At 69.3% G+C, this 13,232-nt stretch carries 10 protein-coding genes; 3 read left to right on the top strand and 7 right to left on the bottom strand.

The features are described from left to right. The coding region (locus tag K0M70_RS01070; protein WP_290778136.1) for a TonB-dependent receptor at positions 1-2,194 on the top strand (2,194 nt) is incomplete at its 5' end. A gap of 12 nt (positions 2,195-2,206) precedes the next feature. Here the strand turns inward: K0M70_RS01070 and K0M70_RS01075 are convergent. The 4 genes from K0M70_RS01075 to K0M70_RS01090 all read right to left on the bottom strand — a co-directional run bounded on the left by K0M70_RS01075 (position 2,207) and on the right by K0M70_RS01090 (position 9,795). Next, positions 2,207-2,995, bottom strand: coding sequence for a M23 family metallopeptidase (locus K0M70_RS01075; protein WP_290778139.1), 789 nt, complete (start codon positions 2,993-2,995; stop codon positions 2,207-2,209). Next, positions 2,992-5,205 (bottom strand): EAL domain-containing protein, encoded by a 2,214-nt coding sequence (locus tag K0M70_RS01080; protein ID WP_290778141.1) that lies wholly within the window; start codon positions 5,203-5,205, stop codon positions 2,992-2,994. The genes K0M70_RS01075 and K0M70_RS01080 overlap by 4 nt, the downstream gene beginning before the upstream one ends. 33 nt (positions 5,206-5,238) lie before the next feature. Further along, positions 5,239-8,325, bottom strand: coding sequence for a ligand-binding sensor domain-containing diguanylate cyclase (locus K0M70_RS01085; protein ID WP_290778143.1), 3,087 nt, complete (start codon positions 8,323-8,325; stop codon positions 5,239-5,241). A gap of 87 nt (positions 8,326-8,412) precedes the next feature. Beyond that, positions 8,413-9,795, bottom strand: coding sequence for an L-serine ammonia-lyase (locus tag K0M70_RS01090; protein ID WP_290778145.1), 1,383 nt, complete (start codon positions 9,793-9,795; stop codon positions 8,413-8,415). An 81-nt stretch (positions 9,796-9,876) separates the two neighbouring features. Here K0M70_RS01090 and K0M70_RS01095 point away from each other — a divergent pair, with 81 nt between their 5' ends. Next, positions 9,877-10,107, top strand: coding sequence for a glutaredoxin family protein (locus K0M70_RS01095; protein ID WP_290778148.1), 231 nt, complete (start codon positions 9,877-9,879; stop codon positions 10,105-10,107). A 13-nt stretch (positions 10,108-10,120) separates the two neighbouring features. On the opposite strand, the gene K0M70_RS01100 is transcribed toward K0M70_RS01095, so the two are convergent. The 3 genes from K0M70_RS01100 to K0M70_RS01110 are packed head-to-tail and all read right to left on the bottom strand — an operon-like array spanning position 10,121 to position 11,881. Further along, complete coding sequence (locus K0M70_RS01100; protein WP_290778152.1) at positions 10,121-10,669, bottom strand: YceI family protein; 549 nt, start codon at positions 10,667-10,669, stop codon at positions 10,121-10,123. A 2-nt stretch (positions 10,670-10,671) separates the two neighbouring features. Continuing rightward, positions 10,672-11,259: a cytochrome b gene (locus K0M70_RS01105; protein ID WP_290778155.1), complete on the bottom strand. Its 588-nt coding sequence runs from the start codon at positions 11,257-11,259 to the stop codon at positions 10,672-10,674. Then, positions 11,237-11,881 carry a YceI family protein gene (locus K0M70_RS01110; RefSeq protein WP_290778158.1) on the bottom strand — a complete coding sequence of 215 codons (645 nt, stop codon included), beginning with the start codon at positions 11,879-11,881 and terminating at the stop codon, positions 11,237-11,239. Before K0M70_RS01110 ends, K0M70_RS01105 begins: the two co-directional genes overlap by 23 nt. Before the next feature lie 68 nt (positions 11,882-11,949). Between K0M70_RS01110 and K0M70_RS01115 the strand changes: the two genes are divergently transcribed. Beyond that, a partial coding sequence (locus K0M70_RS01115) for an ATP-binding protein (RefSeq protein WP_290778161.1) occupies positions 11,950-13,232 on the top strand: 1,283 nt, incomplete at its 3' end.

A 13,232-nucleotide genomic window follows, 5' to 3' on the forward strand; every position in this document is an offset into this window, starting at 1 on the left:
GGCGCCCACCACACCCGACGGCTCCACCGCCCAGCTGGATGCCCTGGAGGTGCGCGGCGAGATCATCTACCGCGACCGCACCGAAGACCCCGCCACCCTGGTCTACGATCTGGAGTTCTTCCAGGCCTTCGAGCCCGTCACCGTCGGCGACATGCTCAAGCGCGTCCCCAGCGTGGCTTTTCTTTCCGACGTGCTGGAATACGACGGCGTGCGCCTGCGCGGCCTGGACCCGGGCTACACCCAGATATTGATCAACGGCAACCGCGTGCCGGGTGCCGGTTTCGATCGCTCGTTCTTCGTGGACCGTATCCCGGCCGAGCTGGTGGACCGCATCGAGATCGTTCGTTCGTCCTCGGCCGACCGTAGCGGTGATGCCATCGCCGGCGCGCTCAACATCGTGCTGCGCGACGGCTATTCGCTGGACGGTGGCTACATCCGGGCTGGCGCCGCGCTTTACCCGGACGACGAAATCGAGCCGACGCTGGGCGTGGTCTGGGGCGGCCAGGCCCTGGGCGGGCAGCTGCTGGTGGGTGCCAGCACCCAGGGTCGCCGCAATCCCAAGATCAAGTTCAGCCAGCGCTTCGACGAGCCGGGCGGCACCCTGGACAACACCGAACTGCAGACCGATACCCGCAGCGGCGACGACTACTCGCTCAACCTCGACTACACCGCCGACGTCGGCCCGGGCAGCCTCGGCTTCAACGCTTTCTACGTGCGCACCGACCGCCTTCAGGACGAAGCTTCGCTGGAGTACCGAAGCGGCATCGAGAACGAGTCCAACCTCATCAGCACGAACGTCAACGACCTCGACATCCGCACCGACAACTACCAGCTTGGCGCACAGTACGAGTGGCAGGGCGCAGGCGGTGAGACGCGCGTGCGCCTGGGCTATGCCGGCATCGACGACGAGCAGTACGAGACCGAGGACGAGTTCGAGTACCTGCGCGACGCCAACCCCTTCCCGGAAGCCGACCGCTTCACGGGCGACCGCACGTATGTCGACATCCAGGACCGCGAGCTGTCGGGCGAAATCCGCCACACTCGCGACGTGGGCCGCGCCGAGCTGCGGTTTGGCGTGGAGGCCACCCGCAAGGACCGCGACACGTCGATCACCGCCGACCGCAATCGCATCACCATCCCCAATGCGCCCGCGCCGTCGCCGGTCGTGCCCGGCGCGTTTGGGCCGTTCCTGCCGGTGGACGGCGGCCTGAACACCATCGAGGAAACCCGCATCGAACCGTTCGCCAAGCTCAGCGGCGAATCGGGCGCGATGGAGTGGGAAGCGGGCCTGCGCTACCAGCAGACGGACGTGCAGATCAACGACCTCACGGTGGCGCCGGCCGATGCCAGGGCCGACAACGACTACGGGACGTTCCTGCCGTCGGCGCACCTGCGCTGGAACTTGGACGAAACCAACCGCATCACCGCATCCGTCGCGCGCACCATGCGCCGGCCGGGTTTCGACCAGATATCGCCGGCGCTGATCCTGGCCGAACTGGGTGACAACGACCTGCTGGGAAATCCCGACCTCGAGCCCGAGACCGCCTGGGGCCTGGACCTGGGCTGGGAGCGGCGCCTGGGCAGCCGCGGCGTGATGGGAGTCAACGCCTTCTACCGCGACATCAGCAACCTGATCGAGATTGCCAACACCGGCCTGGAGGGCGACGAGGGCCCGGGTACGTTCGTGCTGCAGCCGCGCAACACCGGCGACGGCGAAGTGTGGGGCGTCGAGCTGGACCTTTCCACGCCGCTGTCGGCGTTTGGGCTGGACAATACCGGCGTGTTCTTCAACTACTCGTGGCTCGATTCCGAAATCGAGGATGTGTTCGGGAAGCGCAAGTTCAACGACCAGTCCGACTACGTCTTCAACGCCGGCTTCATCCAGCAGCTGCCGACCCTGGCGGCGTCCTTCGGTGCCAGCTATCGCGAACAGGGCGAAGCGTTCGGCCGCATCGTTGGCGAGGAGATCGTGACGTCTTACGGCGGCGACCTGGAAGTGTTCGTCGAGAAGCGGCTGGGTGAGCAGTGGACCCTGCGCCTGACCGGTTCCAACCTGCTGGACAGCTCCAAGGACGAAGTGTTCGACAAGTTCAGCACCTTCGACGACCAGGTCAACCGCGACTACGACGAGTACGAAGTCGAAACCGAGTCGGCGGGCCGCGTGTACCAGTTCGTGGTGCGCTACGCCTTCTGATCCGTCGGCGGCCTAGTGCTGCAGCGGCAGCAGGCCGTCGGGCCCGATCATGCGGAAGGGAATGGACACCAGCCGCATGCCGCCGTTCACCTGCACTGAAAAGTGCAGGTGCGGCCCGCTGGAAAACCCGGTGTTGCCGGTGCGGCCAATCATCTGGCCCAGCGTCACTTCGTCCCCTGCGTTCACGTACACCGCCGCTTCCTGCAGGTGCGCATACAGCGCCATGCTGCCGTCTTCGTGCAGTATCCGGATCTGGTTGGCGCGGGCGGCCAGCGCGCGGTCGGCGCCGCCTTCGCGGTAACCCGAGATGGCCTGCATGACCACGCCGTCGCGCGCGGCCAGCACCGGGGTGCCTTCGGCCACGATCAGGTCCAGGGCGTAGCGGTTGGCCTCGTCCTGGTGGCTGAAGCCGCCGTGGAAACCCTGGCCCAGCTCGAATCGCGACTCGTCCACGGGCAGCGAATACACCACGTCGCGAGCCACCTGGCCCGGCGCGCCGGGAGTGGCGTCGAGCTGCAGCGCATGGCGCCCCCCCGAGCCTTCGGCCGTCAGGCGCAGCATGGCCACGCGCTGGCGTGCCGGCAGCACGTGGCGCAGCGGCAGCGTGGCGTCGGTAATGACGCCGGTCAGTTCGGTGGCGCTGAGCTCCACCTCCACGGGGCCGCCGAGGCGGTTGTCGGCATACGCCACCCATGACTGGCCCTGCCGCACCATCACCAGGTCGACGGGTCTACCGGATTGCGGGTGCGCCAGGGCGGGGGACAGGGCCAGCAGCAGCGCGAGCAAGCGCCCGCGGCTCACGGCATCAGGCCCGGGAAGGGTTTGGCGAAGTAGTCGGCGATGGGCACGGGGCGGTCGATGCCGTAGCCCTGCGCATAGTCGACGCCCAGCGCGATCAGCGCCTGGCGATCGCGTTCGGACTCGGTGTGTTCGGCGATGCTGCGCTTGTCGAGCACGTGCGCGATCTCGTTGATCGAACGCACCACGGCTTCAGCCAGCGGCGACGAATCCATGTCGCGCACGAAGCTGCCGTCGATCTTGAAGTAGTCCACGTCCAGCGCGCGCACGTAGTTGAACGAACAGAACCCGGTGCCGAAGTCGTCCAGGGCGAAGCGGCAGCCCAGGGCGCGCATCTCGGTGATGAAGCGCTGCGCGCGCGCCAGGTCGCGCACGGCGCTGGTTTCGGTGACTTCAAAGCAAAGGCGGTCGCCCGGGAAGCTGCTGCGGCGCAGGCGCTCGGCGACGAAACCGATGAAGCCTTCGTCGATCAGGGCGTCGCCCGAGAGGTTGATGCAGCAGGTGGACACCGACGCCGCCGCCTGCGGGTTGGCCTCCAGCCAGGCCAGGGTGAGGCCGATCACTTCGCGGTCGATGCGCGTCACCAGGTTGAAGCGCTCCGCGGCCGGCATGAACTCCGACGGCATCATCAGCTGGCCGCTGCGTGGATCGCGCAGGCGCACCAATACTTCGAAGTGGCGGCCGCGATCACCGTTGTCGCGCAGAGGGACGATGCTCTGGCAGTGCAGTTCCATGGCGTGGTGTTCCAGCGCTTCGCGGATGCGCACCACCCAGCGCATGGCCGACGTGCGGTCCAGCATTTCACCGCCGTCCAGGCTGGCCTGGCAGACGCGATTTCCGCCCTGTTCCTTGGCGGTGAAGCAGGCCGCGTCCGCCTGCGACAGCAGCTGCGCGTACTCGGCCTGGCCCGGCAGGAAGGCCACCAGGCCGATGCTGGCCGTGCTGGCCAGCATCTGGCCGTCCCAGCCGCAGCGGTAGCCTTCGATGGCGCGCAGCAGGGCGCGCGCGCGGTCCTCGGCCACCATGGGCGAGCAGTTGCGCAGCAGCAGCGCGAATTCGTCGCCGCCCGTCCGCGCCAGCAGGTCGTCGCGGTGCCGGTGGGCCTCGATGATGCCGGCCACGCCCCGGATGACCGCGTCGCCCGCCACGTGGCTTGCGGTGTCGTTGATCAATTTGAAGTGGTCCAGGTCCAGGTAGGCCAGCGCCATGGGCGGGGCCGAGGGATTGGCCAGGTCGGCGCGGACCCTTTCTTCGAAGGCGTTGCGGTTGGCCAGCCCCGTGAGCGGGTCGATGTTGGCGCGATGCCTCAGCGTGGCGGCCGTGACGCGCTGCTGGTGCATGGCGAAGGCGAGGATCATCGGCAGCACCGCCACCACGATCAGGAACGCCAGCAGGTTCAGGCCGTCGCGCGTGGCTTCGGGTGCCGGGTAGCCGGCCAGGCCCAGGCCGGCCATGCCGGTGATCAGCAGCATGGTCAGGGCGATGGCTACCGCGGTGTGCAGCGGCGGGAAGCGGATGGCGCTCCAGACCAGCACGCTCAGCGGCAGCGCCACCAGGCCCAGCGCGTAGTGACCGCCGCCGCTGCCTGCCCACGCCATCAGCAGGAAGCTGGCCGTGAGGGACACGTTCCAGAGCAGGTGTTCGGCTTCAGGAGCGTAGGTGGCGCCGTCGGCGCCGGGCATGCGGGGGTCGTTGTGCCACAGGGCGATCATCATGGCCGGCGCCACGCTGGCCACGCCCAGCAGGTCGCCCAGGAACCAGCGGATGCCGGCCGCGGGCGCTGCGTCCAGCGCCACCTGCCCGGCCTGCAGCAATCCGAAAACGCCGATGCCGGCGCTCACCGCCGCCATCAGCACGCCGCCCAGCAGCGCGCGCAGCCCGAACATCACCGTCAGCGGCGCCTGCCGCGGCTGCCGCAGCACAAACCAACCTCCGGCCAATACGCCGATGTAGTTGCTGGCCAGCGAGTAGGGCAGGAAGGCGAGGGATACCGGTTCGAAAAGCCCGTGCAACAGCAGGCCGCCCAGGGGCACGAAGACGGCCCAGCGCAGGCCGAATCGCACCACGCCCGCCAGCGCTACGCCCGAGGCCGGCCAGAACAGCGCCACTTCGCCCGGACCATTCAAAAGGAAGCTCGAATAGGCGCCGCCCGCAGCATAAAGCGCCACCAGCAGGAAAAAGATCAGCGTCCGTTGGCGGGCAGTGGCTTGCATTGAGGCGAGCATAGGCCGACGCTCGCGCCGGAACTAGGGGCGCGGCGCTTGCGACGGTGGCGCCGGCAGGTCGGACAGCGTGGTCGAAGCCAGCAGCCGGACCCGGCCCAGGCTGACCTGCCTGGCCGGGTCCTGCGCCAGTGACTGGACGAGCTCGGGCAGGTCGCTGCCCACCCGCGGCCGGAACGCGGCCCAGCCGTTGCGCCCGTGCTCCTTGACCAGATAAAGCGCCTTGTCGGCAATTTCGACCACTTGCTCCCAGCCCAGGTTGCCACGGGCGTCGCGGAACAGCGGGCACTCCACCAGGCCCACCGAGCAGGTCAGGGACAGCGGCTCCTCGGTGCCCACGGCGAAGCGATGCCGCGCCACCGCGTCGCGGATGCGCTCGCCCAGGATCGGGATGTTGCGGTTCTGCATGGGCCGGAACACGATCAGGAACTCCTCGCCGCCCCAACGCGCCACGTAGTCGCCGGTGCGCACCAGCTGGCCCAGTACCTGGGCGAACTGCTGAAGCACGCGGTCGCCGCTGGCATGGCCGTGCCGGTCGTTCACGGCCTTGAAGTGGTCGATGTCCACCAGCGCGAACACCATCACCTCGCCCGGGGTGCCGCGGCGCACCGACTCGCGGTCGTAGAAGGCGATGTCGGCCGGGATCTGTGTCGCCAGGTAGCGGCGGTTGCGCAGGCCGGTGAGCGGGTCGGTCTGGCTGGCTTCCTCCAGCCGCACGTTGGCCACTTCCAGCGCTTCGGTGCGCTGGCCCACCAGTTGTTCCAGCGCCAGCCGCTGGCGACGGTGCGCCGCGAGCTGCAGCCGGTAGGCGGCGTACAGAACGCTGCCCAGCAGCGCGGCCAGGAGCAGGTAGAACAGCGGCGTTTCATGGAAGCGCGACTGGATGCGGAAGCCCAACTGCGCCGGCGCCGTGCTCCAGGCCCCGGCGTTGTTGGATCCCAGCGCCTCGAACACGTACGCGCCTGGCGGCAGGTTGGTGTAGTTGACGACGCGGCGGCTGGGGTCGTCGAGGCTGCGCCAGTCCTGGTCGTAACCCACCAGGCGATAGCGCAGTTCGACGCTGTTGGGGTCCTGGAAACTCAGCACGGTGAACTGGAAGCTCAGGTCGCGGTTTTCGGGCGGCAGCTGCCAGTCGCCGCCGGGGTTGGCTTCGCGCCACTGGTCGCCGACCCGGATGCGTTCGATCAGCGTGCGCGGCGCCACCGCGTTCTTGACGATGTTGGTGGTGGACATGACCACCACGCCGTCGCGCGTGGGCAGCCACAGCTCCTCGTCGAACTGGAAGCCCTTGGCGTTGCCGGCGCCGTTGCAGCAGTAGCCCTTCTGGCCGCCCCGGCGGTCGCCGCGCTCGTTGAGCAGCATTTCCCCACGCACCGTGGATGCGCGACCCTGCGCCACCGCCAGCAGGTCCTCCACCGGTGCCCGGTGGATGCCGCGGATGCCGGCTATCCACAGGTAGCCGCTGCGGTCGTGAGTGATGAAGAAGGCCGAGTTCACGGGCATGCCCGAATCGTGGCCGAAGGTGGTCCAGCGCTGGCCGTCGAACAGGAATATTTCCTCCGACAATGCCCCGACCACCAGCTTGCCGTCGTCGAGTTCGTGGATGGCCGTGATGTCGAGGTTGGCGCGAAGGCCGCTGTCCAGGCCGATCGGCACCACCCGTTCGCCCGACACCTCGTAAAGACCCGACTGCGTGCCTGCCAGCAGCCGGCCGTCGCGGGTTTCCAGCAGCACGCGGGTGCGCGGGTCGCTCAATCCCTCGGCCACGCCCAGCTGCGTCAGGTCGTCGCGCCGCAGCCGGAACAGCCCCTGGGTGGTGGCGAACCACAGCGCGCCGGCGCGGTCGCGCAGCATGCCGTTGATCTGGGCGCTGCGCATGGGCGCCAGGATGTCGGGCGTTTCCAGCCGGTCGCCGCGCAGTAACGCCACGCCGCGCCGGGTTCCGATCCACACCGCGTTGTCTTCCGGAAGCAGGGTGTAGGCGTTGGGATGGGGCAGGTCGGCGCCTGCAACCACCTGGCGGAAGCGGCCAGCCTCCAGCACGCTCAGGCCGCTGTTGGTGCCGGCCCAGATGCGGCCATCGGGCCCGCGCGCCACCGACCACAGCGTGGAGTCGTCCAGGCCCTCGCGCGGGCCGTAGCGCCGGGTCCATCCGTTCCACATCCGGGTCAGGCCGTCCCACTGGCTGCCGAGCCACAGGTTGCCCTCACGGTCCTCGAACATCGCCCGCACCGACGGGCCGGCGCCGGCGCTTTGCACCAGCTCCTTGATACGGCCTGCCTGCAGCCGCGCCAGGTCCTGCACCATGCCGACCCACAGGTTGCCGTCGGCGTCCTCCAGCATGGATTCGATGGGCGACGAGGACAGCGGCTCGCCGCCCTCGTGCCGAAGCCAGGCGTCACCCTGTCGGTAGAACAGGCCGGCGCTGGTGCCGGCCCACAGCCGGCCCTGGGATTGCCTGAGCTGGGTGACCACCGTGTCGCTGTCGCCCTCGGGCAGCGGCATCACCACCGTGGTGTCGCCGGCGATGCGATAAACCCTGCCGCGGCTGCCGACCCAGAGTTCGTCGTCGCGGGCCATCAGCACGGTCGCCGGGTAGGCCAACCGCTGCCTCAGCACCAGGCCCTCCGCGGTGGCTTCGTACACACCCTCGGGGGCGGCCACCATCACCCGGCCATCGGCCATCGGCTCGATGTCGCGGGTGTCGAGGGTTTCGCCCGTTGCCGCGCCCGCGACCGGAACGAGGCGAAACTTGCCGTCCTCATGCACGGACAGCCCCCGGTAAGTCGCCACCCAAAGCCGGTTGGCCGGGTCCACGTGCAGGTCGCTGATCCAGATGCCGGCCAGGCCGGGGGTGTTCTCGGGGTTGAAGCTGGTGAACTGCACGCCGTCGAAGCGCGCCAACCCGGCCTGGGTGCCGACCCACAGGTAGCCCTGCCGATCCTGCGCGATGGCCAGGGCGCTGATCTGCGGTAGCCCCTGCTCAATGCTCCAGGTGTTGCGGACGTAATGATGGAAGGCCTTGTCCGGGTCAAGCGCTTGGGCCGGCCCGCTGCCGGCGGCAAGCAGGAACAAGGCCACCAGCGAAGCGACGCACCGCAGGACTGACAAGGCTGGCACCGACGAAGGTTGGAGCTGGCTTTGAATATCAACCCAGCGCCGGGACAAGGCAAGCACCGGCTGCGCAGGCCGGGTGGTTCAGCACTCGATGACGTTGACCGCCAGGCCGCCGCGGCTGGTTTCCTTGTACTTGTCCTGCATGTCGCGGCCGGTGTCGCGCATGGTGCGGATCACTTTGTCCAGGCTGACCTTGTGCTTGCCGTCCCCGCGCAGGGCCATGCGCGAGGCGTTGATGGCCTTCACCGCGCCCATGGCGTTGCGCTCGATGCAGGGGATCTGAACCAGGCCGCCGATCGGGTCGCAGGTGAGGCCCAGGTTGTGCTCCATGCCGATCTCGGCGGCGTTCTCGACCTGGCTGGGCGTGCCGCCCAGCGCTGCGGTGAGGCCGGCGGCGGCCATCGAGCAGGCCACCCCCACTTCGCCCTGGCAGCCGACCTCTGCGCCCGAGATGGAGGCGTTTTCCTTGTAGAGGATGCCCACCGCGGCCGCAGTGAGGAGGAACTCGAACACGCCCTTCTCGTTCGCGCCGGGGACGAAGCGGTCGTAGTAATGCAGCACCGCGGGGATGATGCCGGCGGCCCCGTTGGTGGGCGCGGTGACCACGCGTCCACCCGCGGCGTTTTCCTCGTTCACCGCCAGTGCGTAGAGGTTCACCCAGTCGAGCACGGTGAGCGGATCGCGCATGCCGGCTTCGGGCTTGGACGACAGCTCCGCATGCAGGCTGGGTGCGCGCCGCTGCACGTGCAGGCCGCCGGGCAGGGTGCCTTTCTCGCGGATGCCGCGCGCGGTGCAGTCCTGCATGGCCTGCCACAGTTCGCGCAGGCCGTTGGAAATCTCGTCCTGGGTTCGCCAGGTCAGCTCGTTGGCCAGCATCACCCCGGCCATGCTCAGCTGGCCGTCCTGGCAGCGCTGAAGCAGTTCGTTGCCCGAGCGGAACGGGAAGGGCAGTTCGGTGGTGTCGGCGACGATGCGGTCTTCGGCCGCCTCGTCTTCGTTCACCACGAAGCCGCCGCCCACCGAATAATAGTCGCGCGTGGCCAGCAGCTCGCCGGCGGCATCGTAGGCGGTGAAGCGCATGCCGTTGGTGTGGAAGGGCAGCTTCTGGCGCTTGTTCATGATCAGGTCCTGCTTCTCGTCGAAGCTGATCGGGTGCCGGCCCAGCAGCATCAGCTTCTTTTCCCTGCGGATGCGCTCGAGCGCGGCGGGGATCACGTCGGGGTCGATCTCGTCGGGACGGTGGCCCTCAAGGCCCATCAGCAGGGCCTTGTCGGTGCCGTGGCCGCGGCCGGTCAGCGCCAGCGAGCCGAACACTTCGGCGCGCACGCGGGCCGTGCGCTCCAGCGCGCCGGTTTCCTCCAGCCACCGGCTGGCGAAGCGCGCGGCGGCGCGCATCGGCCCGACCGTATGCGAGGAAGACGGCCCGATGCCGATCTTGAAGAGGTCGAAGAGACTGACGGCCATGGTCGCGGGTTCCGGCAAAGACGTCGTATTCTATGCGCCTTGCGGAAAACAAGACTGTACGCCGGCGAACGGCGCGACCCGATGAAGCTCACCCTGATCCAGCGGGACGACTGCCAACTGTGTGACCACGCCTGGGAAACGTTGGCCGCGGCCGGCGTATCCGACTTCGACCCGCTGTGGATCGACGACGACCTCGGGCTGCAGGCCCGCTACGGCGAACGCATCCCCGTGCTGCGGCGCGAGGACACCGGCCTGGAGCTGGACTGGCCGTTCGATGCGCAGGCCGTGCGCGGGTTCGTCGCCGCCCGATAGCGCCGGGGTCGGCTCAGCCGGCCTTGGGCACAAGCACCAGGCGCGTGCTGACCTTGACCTCATCGGGCAGCAGATCGGTGTCGGTCCAGTCGCCGGTCCCCACTTTGAACGCGAGCCGGCTCAGTTTGGCTTCGCCCGCCAGCACCGGCTGGGTGCCCGGCGTCCAGGTGAAGGCAAGCGGCACTGGCTTGCTGACGCCGCGAAGGCTGAGCGTGCCGTCGGCGACGAAACGATTGCCGCCCAGCGAGCGGAATACCGTCGCCACATAGCGCGCCTCGGGCACGCCGGCGGCGTCGAAGAACTCGCTGCTGACCAGCATCTCGTCGCGCTCGACGTTGGCGGTGCTGGCGCTGGCCAAAGCGATCCTCACGTCCAGGCGGCTGCCGCCCAGGTCGGCGGGGTCGAAGCGCAGCACGGGGGTAAACTTCGCGAACGAGCCTTCGAAGGCTTCGTCCTGGTAGGTGGCCGTGAAGCCCAGCGTGGAGCCGGGCTGCGCCACATAGTCGGCGGCGCCGACGCCGGTCGCGGCCAGCAGCAGGGCAAACAGGAGGGGTGCGCGCATGGTCAGGCTCCGGGATCGGTGTCGCGCGCGGCGGGCGCCGGCGGCGTAAGCAGGGGCAGCATCCGCACCAGGGTGCGGTCGCGGTTGACGTAGTGATGTTTCAGCGCCGCCAGTGCATGCACGGTGACGATGGCCGCCAGCACCAGGAACAGCGTTTCATGCGCGCCCAGTGCAAACGCCTTTACCTGTGCGTCATAGCCGCTCAGCTTGGGCAGTGAGAACAGGCCGAACCACTTGAGCGGGAAGCCCGACGCCGAGTTGTACAGCCAGCCGCTCAGCGGCATCGCCAGCAGGATGAAATAAAGCGCGCCGTGGCTGGCGTTCGCCGCCCACCGCTGCCAGCGCGGCGTGCCCGGCACGGGCGCCGGGACGCCGGCCACCAGCCGCCAGACCAGCCGCAGCACGGTCAGGGCCAGCACGGTCAGGCCGATGCTTTTGTGCAGGCCGTACACCTGGATCTTGGTCGGCGAATTGGCCAGCTCCTGCATCAGCAGCCCCACCACCGCCAGGCCCACGATCATCAGCGCCGTGAGCCAGTGCAGGGTGATGCTGACGCCGCCCCAGCGGTCAGCGAGGTTCTTGATCGGCATCGTCGCGCTCCGGCGTGGGGGAAGGGCTGTCGCCGCGGCGGCGCACCGCCTCGACTTCGATCATCAGTTCAACCGGGTCCCCGACCAGGCGGCGCCACGCGGTGATGCCGAAATCGCGCCGGCTGAGCGTGGTGGTGGCCGAGAAACCGGCGGTGCGGCGCAGCGTCAGCGGATGTCGCTTGAGGGCGTTGAGCGTCACGTCCAGCGCCACTTCCCGGGTGACGCCGCGCAGGGTCAGTTGGCCCACCACCGTGGCCGTACCGGGGGCGCCGTCTGCCGCGGGCTCGACGCGGGTGGAGACGAAGCGCGCGGTGGGCTGCGACTTCGCGTCCAGGAAGGCCCGGCCCAGCACTCTGTCGCGCCAGTCGTCGCTGCCGATGTCCAGCGAGTCCAGGGGAATGGTGACGTCCAGCGTGGCACTGGCCCAGTCGTCGGGGTCGAAGGCCAGCGTGCCGGTGCTGCCCGAGAACGTGCCGATGGCCTTTGAGAAACCCGCATGGTCGACGCGGAACGCCACGCGTGTGTGCACCGGGTCGAGCTCGAATACCTCGGCCTCCGCCTGCACCCACCCGGCAGCGGCGACAAGGACACAGGCGAGCACGGGGCGCAGCAGGCGCGGCATGGTGTTTCTCCTACTCCCCTGGTGCAGGGGCAGGCTTAGTCTAGGCCGAGTGAGTGAAAGGGGGGTGCATGGCGGCGAAACCCAATGTTGCAGGTCGGCGCAGGTGCGGCCTGGTGCTGTTGCTGGGCTTGCTGTGGCCGGCGTGGGCGATGTCCGCGCCGGCCATTGAATCGCTGAAGGTCCAGCGCGACGGGCGCGAGATCGCATTGAACCCGTCCAGCCCGATGCTGCGCCTGTTCGCCGGCGACCGTAACCTGCAGCTGCGCCTGCGCCCCGCGTTCGCGCCGCCGGCACAGGCCGCGGCGCCGCAGCGCCTGTGGCTGCAGGGGCAGGACCCGGGCTGGGTCGACCTGCCGGCTTCGGGAGAGCGCGTTTATCCGCGCCTGTCGCCGGGCCGCCTGAGGCTGCGGCTGGCGGTACTGGGCGCCGACGGCCGCTGGACCGAACGCGCCGGCCTGGTGCTGCTGGTGGAGGCGCCCTGGTGGCGCAGCCAGGTCGCGCTGGCGTCTGCCGGCGTGCTGCTGCTAGCGGCCGTGGCGTGGGTGGCCTGGGTGCGGCGCACACGGCTGCGTCGTCGCCAGGCCTGGCAGCTGGCGCAGGCAAGGCAGCAGTTGGCCGAACAGCATAGCGAGGCCAAGAGCCGCTTCCTGGCCACGCTGGGGCACGAGATACGCACGCCGATGACCGGCGTGCTCGGCATGGCCGAACTGCTGCAGGGAAGCGAGCTCGATCCGCTGCAGCGCCACCAGGTGGAGGCCATCCAGCGTGCTGGCCGGCACCTGCTGCGCCTGGTCAACGATGCGCTCGACCTGGCGCGCATCGAGGCCGGCAAACTGGTGCTGGAAGACGCGCCCTTCGAACTGTCCCCGCTGCTCGAGGAAGTGGCCGGCCTGCTGCAGCCGCTGGCGCAGGCCAAGGGCCTGGGGTTCGCGCTGCGGCGCGAGCCGGGCCTGCCCGTCATCCTGCGCGGCGACGCCACCCGGGTCCGGCAGATCCTGTTCAACCTGGGCCACAACGCCATCAAGTTCTGCGAGCAGGGCGAGGTGGCGCTGGACGTGTCGTCGGGGCCAGCGGCCGGGCTGGTGCTGGAGGTGCGCGACAGTGGGCCGGGGCTGAGCGACGAACAGCAGGCGCGGCTCTTCCGCCGGTTCGAACGCGGCTCGCCGCGCGACGGCGACCACGGTGGAGGCAGCGGCCTGGGTCTGGCGATCTGCCGTGAACTGGCAGCGGCCATGGGCGGCCAGATCCGGGTCCAGAGCAAAGCCGGCCAGGGCGCCGTGTTCGTGGTGGAGCTGCCGCTGGCCGTGGCCGGGGGGCGGCCGTCGCCCCCCCCGGCCCCCGCCCCCGCGCC

Source organism: Arenimonas sp., assembly GCF_019459675.1.
Classification (GTDB): domain Bacteria; phylum Pseudomonadota; class Gammaproteobacteria; order Xanthomonadales; family Xanthomonadaceae; genus Arenimonas.

Excerpts from the sequence above, each read along its gene's own strand:
- K0M70_RS01080 (WP_290778141.1), bottom strand. The coding sequence starts at position 5,205 with ATGCAAGCCACTGCCCGCCAACGGACGCTGATCTTTTTCCTGCTGGTG.
- K0M70_RS01090 (WP_290778145.1), bottom strand. The coding sequence starts at position 9,795 with ATGGCCGTCAGTCTCTTCGACCTCTTCAAGATCGGCATCGGGCCGTCT.
- K0M70_RS01095 (WP_290778148.1), top strand. The coding sequence starts at position 9,877 with ATGAAGCTCACCCTGATCCAGCGGGACGACTGCCAACTGTGTGACCAC.
- K0M70_RS01100 (WP_290778152.1), bottom strand. The coding sequence starts at position 10,669 with ATGCGCGCACCCCTCCTGTTTGCCCTGCTGCTGGCCGCGACCGGCGTC.
- K0M70_RS01105 (WP_290778155.1), bottom strand. The coding sequence starts at position 11,259 with ATGCCGATCAAGAACCTCGCTGACCGCTGGGGCGGCGTCAGCATCACC.
- K0M70_RS01110 (WP_290778158.1), bottom strand. The coding sequence starts at position 11,881 with ATGCCGCGCCTGCTGCGCCCCGTGCTCGCCTGTGTCCTTGTCGCCGCT.